Source organism: Klebsiella sp. YJ (genome assembly GCF_002108615.1).
Classification (GTDB): domain Bacteria; phylum Pseudomonadota; class Gammaproteobacteria; order Enterobacterales; family Enterobacteriaceae; genus Klebsiella; species Klebsiella planticola.
Window position 1 is genome coordinate 94,557 of record NZ_MTEG01000014.1, and the last position, 20,480, is coordinate 115,036.

The window sequence follows — 20,480 nt, forward strand, 5'->3', positions numbered from 1 at the left end:
GGGCTACCCACTGCGTGATTAACGACGACCTTCGGCAATAGCGGTAACGGCTTGTAATTCAGCGGCTTCCTGCTCTTGCTGTTCTTGACGATCGCGGACGTCGAGGATCTGGTTGTTGATCAGACCTTCTTCGATTTCGCGCAGCGCAATTACGGTAGTTTTATCGTTTTCTTCCGGTACCAGCGGATCTTTTCCGCCAACCTGCATCTGACGAGCGCGACGCGCGGCGACCAGTACCAGGTCAAAACGGTTACCAATTTTCTCTACAGCGTCCTGAACAGTTACGCGTGCCATACTTAAAATGCTCCACAGATGAAGAAATGACTGGGCATGATACTGAATGTGGGTTCAGTCTGCCAACAGTTTGGTGATTAAAGCGCCATGTCGCTGCTTTTGGCGGCTCATGCGCAGACGTTCGGCGCGAATAATGTTTTTCAGATCGCTCAGCGCGGTATCAAAATCATCATTCACAATAAGGTAATCATATTCCGCGTAATGACTCATTTCTGCAACAGCCTGAGCCATACGTTTTGCGATCACCTCTTCGCTGTCCTGGCCGCGACCACGCAGGCGACGGTCAAGCTCATCTTTTGACGGCGGCAGAATAAAGATGCTGCGCGCGCCAGGCATTTTTTGACGGATTTGCTGAGCACCCTGCCAGTCGATATCCAGGAAGACATCGACGCCGGTTGCCAGTACCTGCTCGATGGTTTCGCGCGAGGTGCCGTAATAGTTGCCAAAAACTTCCGCGTGCTCAAGAAATGCGTCTCTGCTAATCATCGCTCTGAAATCGTCGTGATTAACAAAGAAATAGTGTTCGCCGTGCACTTCACCCGGACGCGGCGCGCGCGTGGTATGTGAAACAGAGACCTGGGTGTCGTACAGCGGTTGGGTTTTCAATAAAGCCTGAATCAGGCTGGATTTACCCGCGCCACTTGGGGCGGAAACAATATAAAGCGTGCCTTGAGCCATGAGAGTCTTTTGTATGTGATTGTCGAAAGAGATACTACATACGAGCCTATTATACACGGCGCCGCACCGTGACGCAGTCCCTGTCACACTTTTTGCTTCTGTTTCTTTCATTTTGCCAGCCGTTTCCCTGATTTCGCCGTGTATTACACAGAAGACAAACAAAGTCTGGATGTCCGATCGCAGCGTGATAAATCCCTCGTCGCCGCATAAAACCGCTCTCCTGCAGAATGTTCGCCGGTAAACAGGAGGTGGAGTCATGCATAAATGGATCTGGATGATTGGCGCGTGGGCGGTGGCTGGATACGGGCAGACTGCCTGCCCTGAATGGCCGCAGGCGCAGGCCCGGCAGGAGGTACATCGTCTGAACCAGCAGGTGACGGCCTGGAACAATGCATACTGGCGACAGGGAAGCAGTGGGGTCAGTGATGAGATATACGACCAGCTTTCGGCGCGACTCATGCAGTGGCGGCGTTGTTTTTCTCTGGTGTCGCCCGCGGATAACGCTGATGTGCCGCCCACAACCGGAGAGGTCGGGCATCCGGTTGCCCATACCGGCGTGCGTAAACTGGCCGATCAATCGGATGTCGCGCGGTGGATGCGCGATAAAACGGATCTCTGGGTGCAGCCGAAGGTGGACGGTGTCGCCGTGACGCTGGTGTATCGCCACGGGCGGCTGGCACAGGCCATTAGCCGTGGCGATGGTCGATCCGGGGAGGAGTGGACCGCCAGGGTGCGGCAGATTCCAGCCGTGCCGAAGGTGACGGAGGGCGAGCTGGCGAACAGCGTGCTGCAGGGAGAGCTTTTCCTGCAGCGTGACGGACATGTGCAGAAGCAGATGGGGGGAATGAATGCCCGGGCGAAAGTGGCCGGTACTCTGATGCGCCTTGATAGCTCGGCGCAGCTCGCGGAGCTGGGGATCTTTATCTGGGCATGGCCAGATGGTCCTCAGGATATGCTCCAGCGTCTGGCCCTGTTGCGCAAGAGCGGATTTCTCCATAGCGCATCTTTTACGCAGCCCGTTACGGATGCTCAGCAGGTGGTACGGTGGCGAGAGCGCTGGTTAACCTCGCCTCTGCCTTTTGCTACCGATGGCGTGGTCGTGCGTCGCGGCCACGAACCCGCCGGGCGATTGTGGGCGCCAGGGCAGGGTGAGTGGATCGTTGCGTGGAAGTATCCGCCGGCGTCGCGGTTAATGGAAGTACGCGGCATTCACTTTCGGGTCGGGCGCAGCGGCAAAATTTCCGTCGTCGCGCTGCTGGAGCCGCAGTACCTGGATGACAAACGGGTTAAGCAAGTCAGTATCGGGTCACTTTCCCGTTGGAAGCGCCTGGATATTGGTCCCGGCGATCAGCTACAAATCAGTCTGGCGGGCCAGGGCATTCCGCGTCTCGACAGCGTCGTATGGCGATCGGCGCAGCGTACGAAGCCGCAGCCACCCCCGGAACGGTTTACCCCATTGACCTGCTATTTCACCACGCCGGGGTGTGACGCGCAGTTTCTCGCAAGGCTTATCTGGCTGTCGTCAAAACCGATTCTGAATCTTGATGGCGTGGGTGAATCAGTGTGGCGCACGGTGCAACATGCGCGCCCGCTGGAGCATCTGTTCTCGTGGCTGACATTGACGCCAGCGCAGCTGCAGGGGATTCCAGGGATAACCGCCGGGCGCGGGCAGCGGCTTTGGCACCAGTTTAATCTGGCGCGCGAACAGCCCTTTCTGCGCTGGGTCCAGGCGATGGGCGTACCGATACCCCGGGTGGCGCTTGCCGGTCTGGCGAGGGAAAACTGGCAGCAGCTACGGGAACGTTCTGAAGAACAGTGGCAGCGTCTACCGGGCATGGGGGCAGAGAGAGCGAGACAGCTGGTTGCCTTTCTCCAGCACCCGGATGTTGCCGCGCTGGCGCAGTGGCTCAGCGGGCAACATATTCCCGGGTTTTGAGGAGATCAGTGGGCGTTATGGTTGTAGTGGAAGACGGGCAGCCCCAGCTTCCAGCGCAGCGCCAGCATGCGAGCGGTAAAGCCAAACAGCAAGGTGGAGATCACCACGACGTCGTGGCTGCTGACGTAATGCTGCAGGGCAATATAGAGGATAGCTGCCGCAAAAGAGATGCCGGCATACAGCTCTTTCTGGAAAACCAGCGGGATGCGCTTGCAGAACATGTCCCGCAGTACGCCGCCAAATACGCCGGTAATCACTGCGGCAATAGAGGCGATCACCGGTCCTTCTCCCATATCCAGCGCGATTTGCGCGCCGATAATCGAGAATACCACCAGGCCCAGGGCATCGAGGACCAGAAACAGGCGGCGCAGATGGGGCATGACCGGCGCAGCAATGGTCGTTAACACTGCCGCGACGGCGACGATAATGACGTATTCCGGATGTTTTACCCAGCCCAGCGGGTAGTGGCCCAGCAGGATATCCCGGACTGAGCCGCCGCCCAGTGCGGTGGCGGTAGCAATGATGATGACGCCAAAAGTGTCCATCCGGCGGCGACCGGCGGCCAGAGCGCCGGTCATCGCTTCCGCGGTAATACCGATTAAATACAGAATATGAAGCAGCATAAATCCCCCACAATGATGTCGGGCAGATTAGCGATTTGTGCGTAAGATCACGATTGAGATTTTCTAAGGTGAAGCATTTACACCAGGAAAAACTAATGTGAGAGATATTTCATGAGCAGTATTGCAGTGGGATGTTGATCGAAGGATGAGAAAAAAAGATAAGTAAAAGTAATGCTGGCTCGCAACAAGACGAGCCAGCAAAAGAGATTACTCGATGTTCTGGATCTGCTCGCGCATTTGCTCGATCAGGACTTTCAGTTCGATGGCGGAATTGGTCACTTCGGCATTAATGGATTTTGATGCCAGCGTGTTCGACTCGCGGTTAAATTCCTGCATCATAAAGTCAAGACGGCGGCCAACGGCTTCTTTCTTCTTCAGGATGTTCCAGGTCTCTTTTACGTGCGCTTCCAGACGATCCAGCTCTTCGGCGACGTCGATACGCTGTGCCATTAGCACCAGCTCTTGTTCGAGACGGTTGTTTTCCAGCTGTACTTCCGCATCTTCCAGTTTGGCCACCAGGCGTTCGCGCTGCCACTGTAAGATTTCCGGCATATGAGCGCGCACTTTGGCGACCTCAGCGGTGACGCCTTCCAGACGTTGCTCAATAAGCGCTTTCAGCGCCTGACCTTCGGTCTCGCGGGCAACGATAAAATCATCCAGCGCGCCGTTCAGGGCCGACAGAATATCGGCGGCAATCGCATCGAGATCTTGTTCCTGAGCGGCCATGACTCCAGGCCAGCGCAGAATATCAACCGGGTTGATTTCGCCTTCGTCGCTCTGCATCTTGACCCAGTTGGCGGCATTGACCAGCTGTTTTGCCAGGTTTTCGTTGAGAATCAGCTCGCCCTGGGCGCTGGGATCCTGCTCAAAACGCAAGGTACATTCAACTTTGCCACGGGTCAGGCGAGAACGAATACGCTCGCGCACGACAGGCTCCAGGCTACGGAACTGCTCCGGCAGACGGAAATAAGTTTCCAGATATCGTTGGTTTACCGAGCGCAGTTCCCATGCGGCGCTGCCCCATTCACCCTTGATTTCACGCCGGGCATAGGCGGTCATACTGCGGATCATAGACGTTCCTGTTTTTAAAGGAGAGTGAGGTGGATTATAGCTTTCAGGGCCTTATCAGGATAGGAATAAGCGAGCATTATCCGTATATACACGTTATCCTTCTGACAGCCCCTCTGTTGGCGGCATCGCTCCGCCCTGAGCGCCAGTTATCTATGCTGTCAGGGGCGCGTCACCTCATGCATCCCGCATGATTTTGTGTATAATGCGCGCCACATTCGTTTCAAGCCGGAGAGATCATTATGCGTCCAGCAGGTCGTAGCGCTAATCAGGTGCGTCCCGTCACCCTGACCCGTAACTATACAATACACGCAGAAGGCTCCGTGCTGGTCGAATTTGGTGACACCAAAGTGTTGTGCACCGCATCGATCGATGAAGGCGTGCCGCGCTTCCTGAAAGGTCAGGGCCAGGGTTGGATCACGGCGGAATATGGCATGCTGCCGCGTGCAACGCATACCCGTAACGCGCGTGAAGCCGCGAAAGGGAAACAGGGCGGCCGTACCATGGAAATCCAGCGTCTGATTGCCCGTGCCCTGCGCGCGGCGGTAGACCTGAAAGCGCTTGGCGAATTCACCATTACCCTTGATTGCGACGTTCTGCAGGCAGACGGCGGCACTCGTACCGCATCGATTACCGGCGCCTGTGTGGCACTGGCCGATGCGCTGAATAAGCTGGTCGCGGCGGGTAAACTGAAAACCAACCCGATGAAAGGGATGGTGGCGGCGGTTTCTGTCGGTATCGTCAATGGCGAAGCGCTTTGCGATCTGGAATATGTCGAGGATTCAGCGGCGGAAACCGATATGAACGTGGTGATGACCGAAGATGGTCGCATCATTGAGGTACAGGGCACCGCGGAAGGCGAGCCGTTTACCCACGAAGAGCTACTCACCTTGCTGGCGCTGGCCCGCGGGGGTATCGAATCCATTGTCGCGACGCAGAAAGCGGCGTTAGAAAATTAATTTTAAGGGCGGCTGATGAGCCGCCCTTTTTTTTACGTTTTATCCTTCATGCGGTCTTTCTCGGTTGCCACACGCGACCAGCTCACAGCGTTATCGACGTATCTGTGCCGCCTGATGACGCGTGAAGTATTTGGCGTAAACCTAAATGATGAAAAGTAAGATGAGGAGCGAATCCATGAAACCGTATCAGCGCCAGTTTATTGAGTTTGCGCTTAACAAGCAGGTACTTAAGTTTGGCGAATTTACGCTGAAATCCGGGCGTAAGAGCCCCTATTTCTTCAACGCCGGCCTGTTTAATACCGGGCGCGATCTGGCACTGTTAGGCCGTTTCTACGCCGAAGCGCTGGTCGATTCCGGAATTGATTTCGATCTGCTGTTTGGGCCGGCTTATAAAGGGATTCCTATCGCGACGACTACCGCGGTTGCGCTGGCGGAGCACCATGACCTGGATTTGCCTTACTGCTTTAACCGCAAAGAAGCAAAAACCCACGGTGAAGGGGGCAACCTGGTCGGCAGTCCCCTGCAGGGACGCGTCATGCTGGTTGACGATGTGATTACCGCAGGCACCGCGATTCGCGAGTCGATGGAAATTATCCAGGCGCACGGCGCGGAACTGGCCGGCGTGCTGATCTCTCTGGACCGTCAGGAACGCGGTCGCGGCGAAATCTCGGCGATTCAGGAGGTCGAGCGTGACTACGGCTGCAAAGTGATTTCTATCGTTACTCTGAAAGACCTGATTGCCTATCTGGAAGAGAAGCCGGAGATGGCTGAGCATCTGGCGACGGTACGTGCTTACCGCGAAGAGTTTGGCGTATAAGTCAAAAGCCCCGGAGGCGATATGCCTCCGGGATTTCTGCTACCGCAGCTGTGCGGCGACCAGCGGCCAGCGGGCGTCAAAATCATCCGTCGGACGATATTTAAACTCGCTGCGCACAAAACGCGACAGCATGCCTTCGCAAAATGCCAGTAGCTGGCTGGCCAGTAGCGCCTCATCGATGGTGTAGCCTTCACCTTCACGCATTTTCTTCTCACGCATGACCTGGCGCAGCTGAACCTCGATACGCTCAAACAGCTGGTTAATCCGCCCCTGGAGACGATCCTGTTCGAACATCAGCGCATGGCCGGTCAGAATGCGCGTCAGCCCAGGATTACGCTCACCAAACCCAAGAATCAGCAGCACAATCAGACGCAGGCGCGCTGATGTGTCTTTTTCATCTTTTAAAATCAAATTGATGCGCGTAATCAGACTGTCTTCGATAAACTCGATCAGGCTATCGAACATGCGGGTTTTACTGGGGAAATGGCGGTACAATGCCGCTTCGGACACGCCGACAGACGCCGCCAGTTTCGCTGTGGTAATGCGTTGGCTACCATCGCTGGATTCAAGCATCAGGGCCAGAGACTGAAGTATTTCTTCGCGACGATTCCTTTTCGCAGTTTGTTTTTCTGCCATGTTTTAAAATACCCCTGAAAATAAGCACTTGTCAGGCAGGCATCCACAAAGTGACCGCAAACGGTCGTTTGCGGTGATGTTATTGCATTAGTGCACTTTGGGATGCGGATTCGATGTGGTCGGGCTTATGCGCGCCCTGAGTGACCAAAGCCACCTTCGCCACGTTCGGTGGCGTCAAAATCTTCCACCAGGTTAAATTCCGCCTGTACGACGGGTACAAAGACCATTTGAGCGATGCGCTCGCCAGGTTCAATCGTAAAGCTCTGCTGGCCGCGGTTCCAGACGGAAACCATCAGCTGCCCCTGGTAGTCGGAGTCGATAAGACCAACCAGGTTGCCCAGAACCACGCCGTGCTTATGACCCAGCCCGGAGCGCGGTAGAATCACCGCCGCCAGAGACGGATCGGCGATATGAATAGCCAGACCGGTCGGCAACAGCGTGGTTGCACCCGGCGCCAGCTCTACGGCGTCGTCGAGACAGGCTCGCAGGTCAAGTCCGGCGGAGCCGGAGGTGGCATAGGTCGGCAGCGGAAATTGCTGGCCAACGCGCGGGTCCAGAATCTTAACGTCGATTTTTTTCATCATAACGGGTCACGATCTCGTCGAGTAATAATTGGCCAAGGAGTTCTTTACGCTCAAGTGGTAAGCGCTTATCTCCATCCTGCCAGAAAAGGTGTAATGCGTTGCTGTCGCTGTTAAATCCTTGATCAGGCTGAGAAACATCGTTAGCGCAAATCAGGTCGAGATTTTTGCGCGCGCGTTTTTGCCTCGCGTATTCTTCCACATTATTCGTTTCGGCGGCAAACCCTACGACAAAAGGCCGATTAGCCGTGAGTGCTGCCACCCCGGCAACAATATCCGGATTTTTGACCATTTTGAGGGTGAGTTCATCACCTTGCTTTTTAATTTTTTCTTCAGCGATGGCGACGGCACGATAGTCGGCTACGGCGGCACAACCAATAAAAATCTGCTGCTGCTGAGCGCTTTGCTGGACCGCCGCTTCCATTTCCAGCGCGGTCGTTACATCGATTCGCTGGACAAACGGCGGCGTCGGTAATGCAACCGGCCCGCTCACCAGCGTGACGTTCGCCCCGCGGCTTGCGGCAGCGGCGGCAATGGCAAACCCCATCTTGCCGGAGCTGTGGTTAGTAATATAACGCACCGGATCCAGCGGTTCACGCGTGGGGCCCGCGGTAATCATGATGTTGAGATGTTGCAAATCTTTGACAGGCGAAAAATGCGCGGCGGCTAAATCAACAATCGTCATCGGATCCAGCATGCGGCCAGGGCCAATGTCGCCACAGGCCTGGCTACCGCTGTCTGGGCCCCAGAGCAGTAAGCCGCGTGAGGCAAGCACCTCAAGGTTATGCTGCGTAGCCGCTGCGCGGTACATTTGCTGATTCATCGCCGGGACAACGGCAACCGGAGAAGGGGTCGCGAGGCAGATAGTGGAAACCAGATCGTTGGCCATACCGGCCGCGACGCGGGCAATCAGATCGGCGGTTGCCGGGGCGAGGATAACCAGGTCCGCCCACTTGCCCAGCTCTATGTGACCCATCGCAGCTTCCGCGGCCGGATCGAGCAGACTATCGGAGACCGGATAGCCAGACACCGCCTGCAGGCTCAGTGGCGTAATGAAGGCTTTGGCGGCTTCCGTCATGGCAACACGCACATCCGCGCCACGGTCACGCAGGCGGCGCACCAGTTCCGGCGTTTTATAGGCAGCAATGCCGCCGCTCACGCCAAGAACGATCTTTTTACCAGCCAGACTCATCATGATTCTTTCCTGTTGCAGTACACCAGAATCCGCGCATATTACCACAATCCGGTCGCCGTCGCGTGACTGCCAGGAATTCACTTTGCGAGGCGCTGCGCAAGAGGTACATGCGGTAGTCGGCAGCACCGTCGGGCTGTGCCAGGATGGGGGGCACGAGAAAGGAGAGGCCCTATGGATACACCGGAACCCCTGATGCCACGGGAAAAAATGTGGCTTTACGGCATTGAAACGTTGTCGGACGTTGAGCTGCTGGCGCTGTTTTTACGCACCGGAACGCGGGATAAAGATGTCATGACGTACTCGCATGACCTGCTACAGCGTTTTGGTTCGCTGTATGGTCTGCTGTCAGCGAATAAAGCACAGTTTGAGACGGTAGACGGGATTGGCCTGGCGAAATATGCCCAGCTAAAAGGGGTGGCCGAGCTGGCGCGGCGTTATTTTAGCCTGCGGCTGGTTGAAGAGCCTTCTCTGGTCACGCCGATGATGACGCTGGAGTTTTTGCAAAGCCATCTCTCTGATGAAGAGCGGGAGATCTTCATCGTGATCTTTTTAGATAATCAGAACCGGGTATTGAAACATAGCCGGCTTTTTTCTGGTACTCTTAGCCACGTAGAGGTGCATCCGCGAGAAATTGTACGCGAAGCCATCAAAGTGAACGCCGCTGCGGTGATCCTTGCACATAATCATCCGTCCGGTAGTCCCGAGCCGAGTAAGGCCGACAGACTGATGACCGAACGTGTGGTAAAGTGTTGTGGTTTCATGGATATACGAGTACTCGATCATCTCGTAATCGGCCGCGGTGCGTACGTATCTTTTGCCGAACGCGGCTGGATTTAGCCCCGATCACGCGATCCAGCGGGATCTTTGTCTGTTCGGGACTTGAGCACATCGCCGAGTCAGCGTATACTACGCCACCTTTGAGAATCTCGGGTTTGGCATTTGGGCCTGGCAATCGATGGTTCACTTAGAACTGCGATGACCGGGCTGTAAAGCCTGACGAGGCGCCGATACCCCATACGAAGCTCGAGCTAATTTGATTTTTGGAGAATAGACATGTCCCGAGTCTGCCAAGTTACTGGCAAGCGTCCGGTGACCGGTAACAACCGTTCCCACGCACTGAACGCGACCAAACGCCGTTTCCTGCCGAACCTGCACTCTCACCGTTTCTGGGTTGAGAGCGAAAAGCGTTTTGTCACCCTGCGTGTATCTGCTAAAGGTATGCGTGTTATTGATAAGAAAGGCATCGATACAGTTCTGTCTGAACTGCGTGCCCGTGGCGAAAAGTACTAAGTACTAAGAGGAAATAAATCATGGCTAAAGGTATTCGTGAGAAAATCAAGCTGGTTTCTTCTGCTGGTACTGGTCACTTCTATACCACCACGAAGAACAAACGTACTAAGCCGGAAAAACTGGAACTGAAAAAATTCGATCCAGTTGTCCGTCAGCACGTTTTATACAAAGAAGCTAAAATCAAATAATTTTAGTTTCCTTGTAAAGAAAACCCCGCCCCGGCGGGGTTTTTTGTTTTTGTCCGGCAGACACCGTCGGATAAACCCTGCCGGGAATTTACTTCCCTACCGTCTGTTGCTGCATCACAATACTCTGGGTTAACGGAGGAAAACGAATGCCTGAATTACCTGAGGTAGAAACCAGCCGGCGTGGCATCGAACCATACCTGGTGGGCGCGACCATTCTGCATGCTGTTATTCGCAACGGACGTCTGCGCTGGCCGGTCAGTGAAGAAATCTATCGGTTGAGCGACATACCGGTGCTGAGCGTGCAGCGGCGTGCCAAATATCTGCTGCTCGAGCTTCCCGGCGGCTGGATTATTATCCACCTTGGGATGTCGGGAAGTCTGCGGATTCTGAGTGAAGAGCTGCCCGCAGAAAAGCACGATCACGTTGACCTGGTGATGAGTAATGGCAAGGTCCTGCGCTACACCGACCCGCGCCGCTTTGGCGCCTGGCTGTGGACCCGCACGCTGGAAGGACATCCTGCGTTGGCGCATCTTGGCCCAGAGCCCTTAAGCGATGATTTTAATGCCGACTATTTGCAGCACAAGTGCGCGAAAAAGAAAACCGCCATTAAGCCCTGGCTGATGGATAACAAGCTGGTGGTCGGGGTAGGCAATATCTACGCCAGCGAATCGCTGTTTTCGGCCGGGATCCATCCCGATCGGCTGGCGTCTTCGCTGTCGCGCGAAGAGTGCGAACGGCTGGTAAAAGTGATTAAAGCGGTGCTGCTACGCTCGATTGAGCAGGGGGGCACGACGCTGAAGGATTTCCTGCAAAGTGATGGCAAGCCGGGCTACTTCGCTCAGGAGCTGCAGGTTTATGGCCGCAAGGGCGAACTTTGTCGCGTTTGTGGTACGCCGATTACGGCCAGCAAACATGCTCAGCGGGCAACATTTTATTGCCGCCAGTGCCAGAAGTAAGGTGCTGATGTTGCCACCATCCCGGTGACGCTTCGCTGAGCGGGCTACGAGTCTACGCGATTGCTGGCGGGTAGCCCGGACGGGTGCCGGGCATCATTCTGCGGCGCAAGATGACAGCTTTTTCAGCAGCGCCTGGTGTACGTTGGCCGGCAGGAAGTGGGAAACATCGCCCTGGTGGCGGGCCACTTCCTTCACCAGCGATGAAGAGATAAACGACCACTCTTTGCAGGGCATCAGGAAGACGCTTTCCAGGGTCGGCATCAGGTGGCGGTTCATATGTGCCAGCTGCATCTCATATTCGAAATCCGCTACCGCGCGTAAACCGCGAATGAGGATATTCGCCTGCTGCGCGCGGGCAAAATTCGCCATCAGATCGCTGAAACCAACCACCTCGACGTTGACCAGATGCGCCGTTGCCTGCTCCGCCAGCGCAATACGCTCGTCGAGCGTGAACATCGGTTTTTTGCTCGGGCTGGCGGCAATGGCCAGCAGCACCTTGTCAAACATGCTGGCGGCACGCGTGACGATATCGATATGCCCGTTAGTAATGGGGTCGAAGGTGCCCGGATAGATCGCTTTTGTGCTCATAATTACACTTTCTCTGAATAGCCGCGGCTCAGCGCCCACAGCTCGGTGTATTTATTAAACGTATACTGCGCATTGACCACGGCGAGTAGCCAGCCCTGTTTACCATCCAGCACGCCGCCGCGCAGCAGCAGCGTTTTCACAAAAGCTCCCAGCGTATGGCCGAAGATGCTCGCCAGAGAGGTTTTCTTCCCCTTCTGGTGACGCTCCCGTGCCCAGGCTGAGGCATAGGCCAGCTGCTTTTGCTGGAAGCCGGAGAAGTCGCGGCAGGTCAGATGCAGTAAATCGCCCGGCAGCTCGATAACCTGCGCGCCTTTGGCATCGAGCGATTCGTGCACCAGATTATTGTTATAGCGGAAACGGCTGCGTTCGTACAAACGCATGACGCGGTCGGGATACCAGCCGCTATGGCGCATAAAGCGGCCAAGGAAATAGTTACGCCGGGCGATGCTGTAGACGGCGCCGCTTTGGGGCGCCTCCAGTACGCGGCGAAGCGAGCTGGCCAGCTCCGGCGTCACGCGCTCATCGGTATCAATCATCAGCACATAGTCGCCGGTCGCGTAGTCCTGGGCGCGCTGACGCTGAATACCGTAGCCTTGCCAGTCGCTGTTGATGTAGACCGTTGCACCGAGGCTGCGGGCCAGTTCGACGGTGTTATCGCTACTGCCAGAGTCCAGCAGCACGATTTCATCGGCCCAGTCTACCGAGGCCAGACAATCAGCCAGCAGATCCGCCGCATTTTTGGCGATCATCACGACGGACAGTCGGGTCGACATTAGTGGCTCCGCTGCGGCAGATAGGGTTGCAGTAAATGTAGCAGACGCGAGAGCGCACCCTGGTTTTGATGCAACACTTCCACCGCGTGACGGCCGTACCACAGACGATAGTCTTCATCGGTGAGCAGATTGGCGACCTGGGTGACCAGCGAACTGACGTCGGTGACCGTAATCAGGCCATCGTCCTGCTGCAACTTGGCGCAAATATCTTTGAAGTTGAAGGTGTGCGGGCCCATCAGTACCGGGATGGCGTGTGCCGCCGGCTCCAGCGGGTTGTGACCGCCGCGCTCGACCAGACTGCCGCCGACGAAGGCGAGGTCGGCAATGCCGTACAGCAGCATCAGCTCGCCCATGGTATCGCCGATCACCACCTGGGTGCTGTTCGACGGGATTTCGCCGGTACTGCGCAGCGTGAAGCTCATCCCCGCTTTCTGCACCATTTCTCGTGCATCGGCGAAGCGCTCCGGGTGACGAGGGACGAGAATCAACAGCAGGTCCGGGAAGGTATCGAGCAGCTTCCTGTGCGCCTGCAGGATAATTTGTTCTTCACCGTCATGGGTGCTGGTGGCGATCCAGACTTTGCGGTGCGGCGCCCACTGGCGGCGGAGAGTAATCGCGCGTGCCGCCAGCTCTGGCGTCACGGAAATATCAAATTTGAGGCTGCCGGTAACCGCCAGCTGGTTGCGCTTCAGACCCAGCGCCAGAAAGCGATTGCCGTCTTCTTCATTCTGCGCCGCAATCAGCGTGATGCGACTGAGCAGCCGACGCATAAATTTCCCAAGTTTCGCGTAGCCTTTGGCGGAACGCTCCGACAAACGGGCGTTAGCGATGACCAGCGGGATTTTACGTTTGTGCAGCGCGGCGACCATATTCGGCCACAGCTCGGTTTCCATCACGATAACCAGCTTCGGTTGCACCGTGTTGAGAAAGCGGTTCATGGCGCAGGGCAAATCGTAAGGCAGATAGACATGGTGAACATCTTTGCCGAAGGCGGACATGGCGCGTTCTGAGCCGGTCGGCGTCATGGTGGTGACGGTGATAGGCAGCGAGGGGTAGCGGTGGCGCAGCGCGCGCACGAGCGGGATAGCAGCAAGCGTCTCACCCACGGAAACGGAATGCAGCAGAATCCCATCCGGCGCTACCTTGTTCTGACAGAAGCCATAACGTTCAGCCCAGCGCTTTCGGTAGGCAGGGGCCTTACGGCTGCGCAGCAGCAGTCGCAGCCATACCAGCGGCTGAATAAGATAGAGTAGGGTGGTATAAAGCAATTCCAAGCGATTTATCCGATTTATGTTTTAGCGGGCAAATTCTAAGCATTTAGCCCGCGTAAAGCTATCTCTTTGGCGGAAACAACGGGATTCAGAGTCAGGCCGCGTCGCGATAGCGTTTAATGCGCAGGTAGCGTCGGCCAAGGCGCCAGCGTAAACGGAAGGTACGCGCATTTTTCCAGATCAGACGCCAGATGCCGCGGTCAAAGAATTCTTTAATGATAATATGCTTTTTTGACTCATCTTTCATGCTATCAAAGGTATGAATAATTCCCAGCCCCTCTTTGGCGATTTGCCAGCGGCAGGCGGAAATATGACGCACCTTATCAGGATAGCGTTGGTTGATGGCTTCCAGCATCTCCAGAATTTTCATGTAGTGGCGCGCCGAGCGCATCAGCGTGTCGTCGTTGTCCGGTTTGTGCGATACCGATTCCGAGTGAATATAGTAATCGTAGAACTGTTCGCTGGTGTACTGCACGCGTTCAGCCGCCAGCAGCGCTTCGGTGGTCCATGGAATGTCCTGATGACGTAATCCGGGCTCGAAGTGGAACTTGTGCTGCATGATAAATTCGCGGCGATAGATGTTCAGCCAGGTCACGTGCAGGAACTTGCGCGAATCCAACGCCTGTTTAAGCCAGACGTGGCCTGGCAGGATACCGGTCGACGGCAGACGGTCCGGTGGAAGAATCGGGTGGATATCTTTTCGGGTTTCGTAAACGTAGCGGCCGTTACAGGTGGCGACATCAAGGCGGCCCTTTTCGGCCATCTCCAGCAGCGTGCGGTACATTCCAGGATAAAGCTTATCGTCAATATCCGGGAAGGCCAGGTACTTGCCGCTTGCCACAGCCAGGCCGGTATTACGCGCAACCGAGACGCCCTGGTTTTCCTGTTCCAGCACGATAATATGGGGTAAGCGTGCTTTCCATTCATCGATAACCGCCAGGCTACCGTCCGTCGAACCGTCGTTGACCAGGATCAGCTCATAGCTTTCCAGCTGCTGTTGCTCAATGCACTCAAAGAATTGCGCAAGGAATTTTTCGCCGTTATAAACGGCAGCCACAATGCTCAGTAAAGGCGTTTGACTCATAAATCATTCGATCCTGGTTAAATAGCGGCGTCAGCCGCGACGCAGCTGACGGTACTGCTGACAAATCGTATCCACACTGAATTTTTCCAGTGCAGAAGGTTCGATAGCGGGTGGGTTATGGTAAATGCTTTGCATCGTCCGGGCCAGCGCCGGGCTGTTCAGATCGGCCAGACCGCGGGCTAATTCGCCGGTGAGAATTTCCGTCACCCCGCCAGGACAGCGGGTGCTGGCGACCGGGGTATTGAGCAGAAGAGCCTCAACCACCACGTTACCAAAGCCTTCGCTGTCGGAGCTGAGCACCAGCATCCGCGCATGCTTAATCCACGGCAGCGGGTTTTTCTGGAAGCCTTTAAACAGGACACGATCGGCAACCTGTAGCTGCTGTGCCAGCTGGCGCAGGCGCTGTTCCTGCTCCGGTTTACCCTGACCCAGCAGCACCAGCGGCGCGCTGATTCCGCTTTGCGCATAGGCTTCGATCAGGCGATCGTGGCGTTTCCCCGGGTGGAACCGACCGACGTGAATAATATAATCACCCGCGGGCTGCTCGCCAGGGGCATCGGCGGCGGCGCGCAGAGCGGGAATGTCGAACGGGTTATAAATAGTTTTTAACTGTGCCGGGCGAATAGCGAACTGTTCGACCAGATCCTGGCCTACCGCATCGGAGACGGTAATGACGTTGCGCCCCTGATAGACACGCTTAATCTTCTGCTGCTTCATCCAGCGATCAAATCCGCTGCGATGGCCCAGATAGGATGTGGAAAAGACGCCATGCAGGCAGAACCAGACGTTCCGGTTTTTCAGCGACCGGCTGCGGGCGACAATGCGATCGGTTTTATGCAGGTTGGAGAGCACCAGATCGAATTCGCCCTGCTGCTCGGCGTTGACTATGGCTGCATCCAGCTGGCGGGCACGGCGCGAAAGTTCGGTGATTTTGCGCCAGGGTGTCCGGCTGCGATCGCTCACAACCTGATAATCCAGCCCTTCCGGCAGCGCATAATCACAGACGTCGCGCAGGGAAAACAGCGAGACCCGTTCGCCCTGGCGCAGAAAGCGCTCAGCCAGGGTCAGCACGACCTTTTCCGCTCCGCCGCCGGGCAGGCCGTCGATCACAAACAGTATACGCATCGTTATTTCACCAGATCCTGATAGAGGGAGAGCAGCTGCGTCGAGAGTCGTTCGCTGGTGCAGGTCATGATGCGTTCGCGGGCGCGTTGGCCTTCCGCAGAACCTGACGCGCGGGCAGGAAGCGCCATCACCGCCTGCTGAAGCGCCGGGATATCCAGCGCATCGCAAACATAGCCATTGCTGCCCTGAACGATAAACTCCGCGCCGCCGCAGCCGGTGGTGGTAATGACCGGCAGGCCGCAGGCCATCGCTTCGAGAATAACGTTAGGGAACGGATCGTACAGCGTCGGCAGCAGCAGGCCGTCGGCCATCTGATAGAACGGCAGGGTTTCCGACTGCATGCCGAAAAAGCGGACCCGTTCCTCGCAGTTGAGGGTTTTCGCCAGCGCCTGATAGCGATGCTGATCTTTGTCTTTACCGACGACCAGCAGATAGCGATCGGTGGGGGCGATGGCGCGGATCGCCGCATCCAGCCCCTTGCGCTCAAAGCCGGAGCCGACGTAGATCAGGCAGGTCGCCTGGAGCGGCAGATTCCATTGGTTACGTAGCGCAACAAAGGCCGCTTCCGTAGGCGGCAGAAAACGCTGGCTATCGATGGCGTTATAGATAACGTGGATTTTCTCCGCCGGCAGGCCGAAGTCTTCAATAATCTCGCGTTTTATCATTTCCGCGTTGCAGATGACGCCGCGCAGGTGCGAGTCCTGGTACATTTCGCGCTCAGCCTGCATCACATAGCGATGGTAGCGGTCGGCAAACAGCAGGCGGCTTTTCCAGCCGGGCAAAATGCGCGAGCGCTGCTGTAGCCAGCGGCGGTGCACGCCGTCTCCGGCGCGGTACAGGTCGCAGCCGGGAATGCGTTCATGACTCTGCACCAGATCGAAGTGTTCGCTCTGCCACAGCTGGCGGGCGGCGTCGGCAAAACCGCGTTCGCGGCTGATCCGCCCCCACTTACGCGGGTTGCAGATATGAATATTCCAGTCGGGTTTCACCGGTCCTTGCCATTCGCGAGTAATGACGTTCAGTTCAAGATTGCTGCTATCAAGGGCTTCCAGCGCGCGGGAGACAAAGCGCTCCGCGCCGCCGTCCGGGCGATATTTCTGTCGCACCAGGGCCAGCCTGAATTTGCTCATGCCAGTACCTTTTTCGCCGCCGCGATAACCGCGTCGGTGGGAATTAAATCGAGATAACGTTCGTCTGTGCCGGTATCGATATCATCCGGGTCGGGAATAGAACCGAAATCCCCCGCCCAGATCACCTCGCCTTTGGCCTGCCATGGACGCCAGAAGGTGAGCTTGGAGGGGCCGAACAGCGCCACCAGCGGCGTACCCAGCGCGGCGGCCATATGCATCGGTACGGAGTCGACGCCGATAAACAGGCGGCCATGGTCGATGACGGATGCCAGCTGGCGTAGAGTCAGCTGACCGGCGAGGGAGTGCAAACGCGCATTGGGGCAGCCCGCCATAATGGTTTCGATCATCTGCTTCTCTTTGCCATCAGGACCGGAGGTCAGCACGACCGGATAGCCCGCGTCAGAGAGAGCGTTAATCAGGGCGCTCATCCGCTCTTCGCGCCAGCACTTAAAGAACCAGCGGGAGGTCGGCTGAATGACGATATAGTTGTCCTGAAATCCTTCCGGCAGCCGCGCACGGCTGGCGTCCCAGTCCTGCTCGCTGTAGCCCATTTTCGCCGACGCGTCATTAATATCCAGCCCAAGCGGCGCCAGAATCGACAGATTCTGCTGCACGGTGTGCAGCTGGTTATGCTGCTGCGTTGCGGCGAGAGCGGTATGACAAAAACGCCATGCCGGGTGACGACGCTTCGGGAAGTCAAAGCCGATACGGGTTGGCGCGCCGGTCAGTTTGGTGATAATTGCGCTTGGCCACTGATCGGCAAGATTGAGCACCATATCGTAGCGCTGCTGGCGCAGCGCGCGAATCAACTGCCACTCCATCTTGAGCTGGTGGCCGGTACCCTGTTTTTTCCAGCGCCGGTCAATGGCGAAAATCTGGTTGATATCAGGATTGGCGGCGAGCATATCCCGGGTTTCTTCATAAAGCAGAACATCAACGCTGGCCGCGGGATATTGCTGTTTGAGGGCGTGAATGAGCGGCGTGATCAGCAGCATATCGCCATGATGGCGCAGCTTAATAACCAGGATTCGCGTCGGGGTCACAGGGCCGGAAGTGCGGGTTTCAGGCGTCATTCTCTGTTCTTCATTCAATATCAGGTTTCCGATTCTAGGGGATCAGACTGATTGAGAGAAGCGTTGTATTGCTCTACCATGACCCGATACGTATGCTCTGAGGACGTTTTCGTGCACAATCCCGCATTTCTCATCACGATTGATACAGAGGGCGATAACCTCTGGCAAAAACATGACAGCATTACCACCGAGAATGCGCGCTATTTACCGCGTTTTCAGCAGCTTTGCGAAAAGTATGGTTTTAAACCCGTCTATTTGACCAACTATGAAATGGCGATTGATCCCTTTTATATCGAATTCGCCAAAGATGTGATTGCCCGCGGGACGGCGGAAATCGGCATGCACCTCCACGCCTGGAACAGCCCGCCGACGGACCCGTTGACCGATGACGACTGGCGTCATAAGCCCTACCTGATTGAATATTCCGATGCGGCGATGCGCGAAAAAGTCGCTTACATGACCCATCTGCTGGAAGACACTTTCCAGACGAAAATGGTCAGCCATCGCGCCGGACGCTGGGCGTTTGATGAGCGCTACGCCCGTCTGCTGGTGGAGCATGGCTATCTGGTTGACTGCTCGGTCACGCCGCGGGTCAACTGGAAGACGGCGAAAGGCGCCCCGCAGGGGGACGGTGGGACCGATTACCGTCGTTTCCCGCAGCATGCCTATTTCCTTGATGAGAATGATATCAGTCGCGAAGGCCGCTCTTCGCTGCTGGAAGTGCCGATGAGCATTCAGTATAAGCACTCCGGCTGGATGAACAGCGTGAAGCAGGGCTACGATCGCTTGCGCGGCAAAGTGCGCTCGCCTTCCGTTCACTGGCTGCGCCCGATGGGGGGAAATGTCGACACCATGAAGAAAGTGGTGCAGCAGACATTGACTCAGGGTAATGATTACGTCGAATATATGCTGCACTCTTCTGAGTATATGCCTGGCGGCAGCCCAACATTTAAAAATAAACAGGATATCGAGCAGTTATATGTCGACCTGGAAGCATTTTTTAACTGGCTGGCGCCGCAGGTGAAGGGAATGACGTTGGCAGAATATTACCAGCGGAAACACACACAGCGATAAAAGGCACCCTAAGGTACCGTATGCGTATCCTTAAACAACTGACGCGGAAGAAGAATGCTTTCTTCCGCGACATTAAATTTAATTTAATTAATTTTCGTTATAGAAATAAAGCTGAGCGCCAGCCGTTTAATCCGGCTCAGGTGAAACGCATTTTATTACTGCGTCTGGATGACAAAGTCGGTGACATGGTGGTGACCACAGGCTGTGCCAGACTTCTTGCCGAGCGCGGCTATAAAGTCTCTGTTCTCACCGGTCCTGTCTGTATGCAAATATTAGCAGGCTCAATATTTCTTGAGAATATATATTTGTATAAACCGCGGATGTCTCTCGCTGCATTACGGGCACTTAATTTTGATGTGGTCATCGATTTTGATGATGTGAAAACCTATGAACGGTTTAAGTTTCTCTCTGATTTACGCGCGCCCTGCGTGATTGGTTTTAATAAAGAGAAATATAAGCTGTATGACCAGTCAATCGCCTTTTATGATAGCAAAAGCCATATTTCCGCCCGTTATAAACAGGTGGTTAAGCTTTTTGGCGTGAGAGATGAGCACTATCATTATCACGTTCCCGGCGATATACGCGAGCGTGAGCGAGTGGAAAAGTTACTGGCGACAGAAAGTGACAGACAGCTATGCGTCGCCATCAACCCCTTTACCGCATCAACCGATAAGGACTTCTGCCGTCATCAGGTCGCCACGCTCATTGAGCGACTCCGTCAGCTACCCTATAAAGTGAGCGTGGTGATGGTTGGCCGCAGTGAGAAAATCCGTCAACTTGGGCTGGATATGGCGCTGTATCTGGCTGACAGCAATATCAACTCGGCAGTAGAAGTTATCCGCTGCTGCGATCTGGTGATTACCGCTGACACTTCCATTGTGCACATTGCCAGAGTGTTTGATAAGCCAATGGTGGCGGTCTATAACAAGCGCAAGCTCAAGGATACTGGCCTGCCGGGTTATACCATCTGGGCCCCGGGTTATGCTAAGGCCAGACAGATTGTCTGCGAGGAAGAGAACGTGGCGGATGTCTCGATTGACGCCATATGGCCGATGATCAAAGAACAGGCTGATAGTCTGGTGACCACGCGCTTGCGGCAATAAAAAAGGGCCCGGACGGGCCCTTTTCTGTTACGGTTTCA

The 20,480-nt window shown here is 55.8% G+C and carries 23 protein-coding genes; 9 read left to right on the forward strand and 14 right to left on the reverse strand.

Translation table 11 applies throughout. From position 1 onward, the window contains the following. Nucleotides 1-18 precede the first annotated feature (18 nt). Together rpoZ and gmk are read right to left on the reverse strand one after the other, a co-directional pair. Complete coding sequence (gene rpoZ, locus BV390_RS16010) at nucleotides 19-294, reverse strand: DNA-directed RNA polymerase subunit omega (RefSeq protein WP_004868966.1); 276 nt, start codon at nucleotides 292-294, stop codon at nucleotides 19-21. 54 nt (nucleotides 295-348) lie between these two features. Continuing rightward, a complete protein-coding gene (gene gmk, locus BV390_RS16015) occupies nucleotides 349-972 on the reverse strand; it encodes a guanylate kinase (RefSeq protein ID WP_032690256.1) in 624 nt (207 codons plus the stop codon). 256 nt (nucleotides 973-1,228) lie between these two features. Here gmk and ligB point away from each other — a divergent pair, with 256 nt between their 5' ends. Further along, nucleotides 1,229-2,908 carry an NAD-dependent DNA ligase LigB gene (ligB, locus tag BV390_RS16020; protein WP_085397103.1) on the forward strand — a complete coding sequence of 560 codons (1,680 nt, stop codon included), beginning with the start codon at nucleotides 1,229-1,231 and terminating at the stop codon, nucleotides 2,906-2,908. Between the two features lie 5 nt (nucleotides 2,909-2,913). On the opposite strand, the gene BV390_RS16025 is transcribed toward ligB, so the two are convergent. Then, the gene (locus BV390_RS16025; RefSeq protein WP_004868959.1) at nucleotides 2,914-3,531 is read right to left on the reverse strand and encodes a trimeric intracellular cation channel family protein; all 618 of its coding nucleotides are present in this window, start codon (nucleotides 3,529-3,531) and stop codon (nucleotides 2,914-2,916) included. A gap of 207 nt (nucleotides 3,532-3,738) precedes the next feature. Then, entirely contained in the window at nucleotides 3,739-4,602 is an 864-nt protein-coding gene (locus tag BV390_RS16030; RefSeq protein ID WP_032690258.1) for a YicC/YloC family endoribonuclease, read from the reverse strand. Nucleotides 4,603-4,841: 239 nt separating this feature from the next. On the opposite strand from BV390_RS16030, the gene rph reads away from it, so the two are divergent. After that, the gene (gene rph, locus BV390_RS16035; protein WP_032690259.1) at nucleotides 4,842-5,558 is read left to right on the forward strand and encodes a ribonuclease PH; all 717 of its coding nucleotides are present in this window, start codon (nucleotides 4,842-4,844) and stop codon (nucleotides 5,556-5,558) included. A 175-nt stretch (nucleotides 5,559-5,733) separates the two neighbouring features. After that, the gene (pyrE, locus tag BV390_RS16040; RefSeq protein ID WP_004868953.1) at nucleotides 5,734-6,375 is read left to right on the forward strand and encodes an orotate phosphoribosyltransferase; all 642 of its coding nucleotides are present in this window, start codon (nucleotides 5,734-5,736) and stop codon (nucleotides 6,373-6,375) included. Nucleotides 6,376-6,414: 39 nt separating this feature from the next. On the opposite strand, the gene slmA is transcribed toward pyrE, so the two are convergent. The 3 genes from slmA to coaBC form a co-directional block, all read right to left on the reverse strand. After that, nucleotides 6,415-7,011, reverse strand: a complete 597-nt coding sequence (gene slmA / locus BV390_RS16045; RefSeq protein ID WP_032690260.1) for a nucleoid occlusion factor SlmA — start codon at nucleotides 7,009-7,011, stop codon at nucleotides 6,415-6,417. A 125-nt stretch (nucleotides 7,012-7,136) separates the two neighbouring features. Then, nucleotides 7,137-7,595: a dUTP diphosphatase gene (gene dut / locus BV390_RS16050; protein WP_004868951.1), complete on the reverse strand. Its 459-nt coding sequence runs from the start codon at nucleotides 7,593-7,595 to the stop codon at nucleotides 7,137-7,139. Beyond that, nucleotides 7,573-8,784 (reverse strand): bifunctional phosphopantothenoylcysteine decarboxylase/phosphopantothenate--cysteine ligase CoaBC, encoded by a 1,212-nt coding sequence (coaBC, locus tag BV390_RS16055; RefSeq protein ID WP_072000064.1) that lies wholly within the window; start codon nucleotides 8,782-8,784, stop codon nucleotides 7,573-7,575. The genes dut and coaBC overlap by 23 nt, the downstream gene beginning before the upstream one ends. Nucleotides 8,785-8,958: 174 nt before the next feature. On the opposite strand from coaBC, the gene radC reads away from it, so the two are divergent. From radC to mutM, 4 genes are all read left to right on the forward strand, one after another. Continuing rightward, nucleotides 8,959-9,624, forward strand: coding sequence for a RadC family protein (gene radC, locus BV390_RS16060; RefSeq protein WP_032690262.1), 666 nt, complete (start codon nucleotides 8,959-8,961; stop codon nucleotides 9,622-9,624). A 216-nt stretch (nucleotides 9,625-9,840) separates the two neighbouring features. Continuing rightward, nucleotides 9,841-10,077: a 50S ribosomal protein L28 gene (gene rpmB / locus BV390_RS16065; RefSeq protein ID WP_002436699.1), complete on the forward strand. Its 237-nt coding sequence runs from the start codon at nucleotides 9,841-9,843 to the stop codon at nucleotides 10,075-10,077. 20 nt (nucleotides 10,078-10,097) lie between these two features. Further along, entirely contained in the window at nucleotides 10,098-10,265 is a 168-nt protein-coding gene (gene rpmG / locus BV390_RS16070) for a 50S ribosomal protein L33 (protein WP_003024094.1), read from the forward strand. Nucleotides 10,266-10,411: 146 nt separating this feature from the next. Beyond that, nucleotides 10,412-11,221: a bifunctional DNA-formamidopyrimidine glycosylase/DNA-(apurinic or apyrimidinic site) lyase gene (gene mutM, locus BV390_RS16075; RefSeq protein WP_032697013.1), complete on the forward strand. Its 810-nt coding sequence runs from the start codon at nucleotides 10,412-10,414 to the stop codon at nucleotides 11,219-11,221. A 93-nt stretch (nucleotides 11,222-11,314) separates the two neighbouring features. Here the strand turns inward: mutM and coaD are convergent, their stop codons facing one another. The 7 genes from coaD to rfaQ all read right to left on the reverse strand — a co-directional run bounded on the left by coaD (nucleotide 11,315) and on the right by rfaQ (nucleotide 18,265). Further along, nucleotides 11,315-11,809 (reverse strand): pantetheine-phosphate adenylyltransferase, encoded by a 495-nt coding sequence (coaD, locus tag BV390_RS16080; RefSeq protein ID WP_032690264.1) that lies wholly within the window; start codon nucleotides 11,807-11,809, stop codon nucleotides 11,315-11,317. Nucleotides 11,810-11,811: 2 nt separating this feature from the next. Beyond that, nucleotides 11,812-12,582, reverse strand: a complete 771-nt coding sequence (locus BV390_RS16085) for a glycosyltransferase family 2 protein (protein WP_032690265.1) — start codon at nucleotides 12,580-12,582, stop codon at nucleotides 11,812-11,814. Next, nucleotides 12,582-13,856 (reverse strand): lipid IV(A) 3-deoxy-D-manno-octulosonic acid transferase, encoded by a 1,275-nt coding sequence (gene waaA / locus BV390_RS16090; protein WP_032690266.1) that lies wholly within the window; start codon nucleotides 13,854-13,856, stop codon nucleotides 12,582-12,584. The genes BV390_RS16085 and waaA overlap by 1 nt, the downstream gene beginning before the upstream one ends. Before the next feature lie 91 nt (nucleotides 13,857-13,947). Further along, nucleotides 13,948-14,937, reverse strand: coding sequence for a glycosyltransferase (locus BV390_RS16095; protein WP_032697011.1), 990 nt, complete (start codon nucleotides 14,935-14,937; stop codon nucleotides 13,948-13,950). 30 nt (nucleotides 14,938-14,967) lie between these two features. Beyond that, a complete protein-coding gene (locus tag BV390_RS16100; protein WP_032698548.1) occupies nucleotides 14,968-16,062 on the reverse strand; it encodes a glycosyltransferase in 1,095 nt (364 codons plus the stop codon). Between the two features lie 2 nt (nucleotides 16,063-16,064). Then, nucleotides 16,065-17,192, reverse strand: a complete 1,128-nt coding sequence (locus BV390_RS16105; protein WP_046853332.1) for a glycosyltransferase family 4 protein — start codon at nucleotides 17,190-17,192, stop codon at nucleotides 16,065-16,067. Then, complete coding sequence (gene rfaQ, locus BV390_RS16110; RefSeq protein WP_085397104.1) at nucleotides 17,189-18,265, reverse strand: putative lipopolysaccharide heptosyltransferase III; 1,077 nt, start codon at nucleotides 18,263-18,265, stop codon at nucleotides 17,189-17,191. The genes BV390_RS16105 and rfaQ overlap by 4 nt, the downstream gene beginning before the upstream one ends. Before the next feature lie 111 nt (nucleotides 18,266-18,376). On the opposite strand from rfaQ, the gene BV390_RS16115 reads away from it, so the two are divergent. Together BV390_RS16115 and BV390_RS16120 are read left to right on the forward strand one after the other, a co-directional pair. Beyond that, nucleotides 18,377-19,339, forward strand: coding sequence for a polysaccharide deacetylase family protein (locus BV390_RS16115; protein ID WP_032690271.1), 963 nt, complete (start codon nucleotides 18,377-18,379; stop codon nucleotides 19,337-19,339). 20 nt (nucleotides 19,340-19,359) lie between these two features. After that, entirely contained in the window at nucleotides 19,360-20,442 is a 1,083-nt protein-coding gene (locus BV390_RS16120) for a glycosyltransferase family 9 protein (RefSeq protein WP_085397105.1), read from the forward strand. Nucleotides 20,443-20,480: the final 38 nt, after the last annotated feature.

What these genes read in the sequence shown, in the direction of transcription:
- rpoZ (WP_004868966.1), bottom strand. Translation starts at nt 294, where the DNA reads ATGGCACGCGTAACTGTTCAGGACGCTGTAGAGAAAATTGGTAACCGT.
- gmk (WP_032690256.1), bottom strand. Translation starts at nt 972, where the DNA reads ATGGCTCAAGGCACGCTTTATATTGTTTCCGCCCCAAGTGGCGCGGGT.
- ligB (WP_085397103.1), top strand. Translation starts at nt 1,229, where the DNA reads ATGCATAAATGGATCTGGATGATTGGCGCGTGGGCGGTGGCTGGATAC.
- BV390_RS16025 (WP_004868959.1), bottom strand. Translation starts at nt 3,531, where the DNA reads ATGCTGCTTCATATTCTGTATTTAATCGGTATTACCGCGGAAGCGATG.
- BV390_RS16030 (WP_032690258.1), bottom strand. Translation starts at nt 4,602, where the DNA reads ATGATCCGCAGTATGACCGCCTATGCCCGGCGTGAAATCAAGGGTGAA.
- rph (WP_032690259.1), top strand. Translation starts at nt 4,842, where the DNA reads ATGCGTCCAGCAGGTCGTAGCGCTAATCAGGTGCGTCCCGTCACCCTG.
- pyrE (WP_004868953.1), top strand. Translation starts at nt 5,734, where the DNA reads ATGAAACCGTATCAGCGCCAGTTTATTGAGTTTGCGCTTAACAAGCAG.
- slmA (WP_032690260.1), bottom strand. Translation starts at nt 7,011, where the DNA reads ATGGCAGAAAAACAAACTGCGAAAAGGAATCGTCGCGAAGAAATACTT.
- dut (WP_004868951.1), bottom strand. Translation starts at nt 7,595, where the DNA reads ATGATGAAAAAAATCGACGTTAAGATTCTGGACCCGCGCGTTGGCCAG.
- coaBC (WP_072000064.1), bottom strand. Translation starts at nt 8,784, where the DNA reads ATGAGTCTGGCTGGTAAAAAGATCGTTCTTGGCGTGAGCGGCGGCATT.
- radC (WP_032690262.1), top strand. Translation starts at nt 8,959, where the DNA reads ATGGATACACCGGAACCCCTGATGCCACGGGAAAAAATGTGGCTTTAC.
- rpmB (WP_002436699.1), top strand. Translation starts at nt 9,841, where the DNA reads ATGTCCCGAGTCTGCCAAGTTACTGGCAAGCGTCCGGTGACCGGTAAC.
- rpmG (WP_003024094.1), top strand. Translation starts at nt 10,098, where the DNA reads ATGGCTAAAGGTATTCGTGAGAAAATCAAGCTGGTTTCTTCTGCTGGT.
- mutM (WP_032697013.1), top strand. Translation starts at nt 10,412, where the DNA reads ATGCCTGAATTACCTGAGGTAGAAACCAGCCGGCGTGGCATCGAACCA.
- coaD (WP_032690264.1), bottom strand. Translation starts at nt 11,809, where the DNA reads ATGAGCACAAAAGCGATCTATCCGGGCACCTTCGACCCCATTACTAAC.
- BV390_RS16085 (WP_032690265.1), bottom strand. Translation starts at nt 12,582, where the DNA reads ATGTCGACCCGACTGTCCGTCGTGATGATCGCCAAAAATGCGGCGGAT.
- BV390_RS16095 (WP_032697011.1), bottom strand. Translation starts at nt 14,937, where the DNA reads ATGAGTCAAACGCCTTTACTGAGCATTGTGGCTGCCGTTTATAACGGC.
- BV390_RS16100 (WP_032698548.1), bottom strand. Translation starts at nt 16,062, where the DNA reads ATGCGTATACTGTTTGTGATCGACGGCCTGCCCGGCGGCGGAGCGGAA.
- BV390_RS16105 (WP_046853332.1), bottom strand. Translation starts at nt 17,192, where the DNA reads ATGAGCAAATTCAGGCTGGCCCTGGTGCGACAGAAATATCGCCCGGAC.
- rfaQ (WP_085397104.1), bottom strand. Translation starts at nt 18,265, where the DNA reads ATGACGCCTGAAACCCGCACTTCCGGCCCTGTGACCCCGACGCGAATC.
- BV390_RS16120 (WP_085397105.1), top strand. Translation starts at nt 19,360, where the DNA reads ATGCGTATCCTTAAACAACTGACGCGGAAGAAGAATGCTTTCTTCCGC.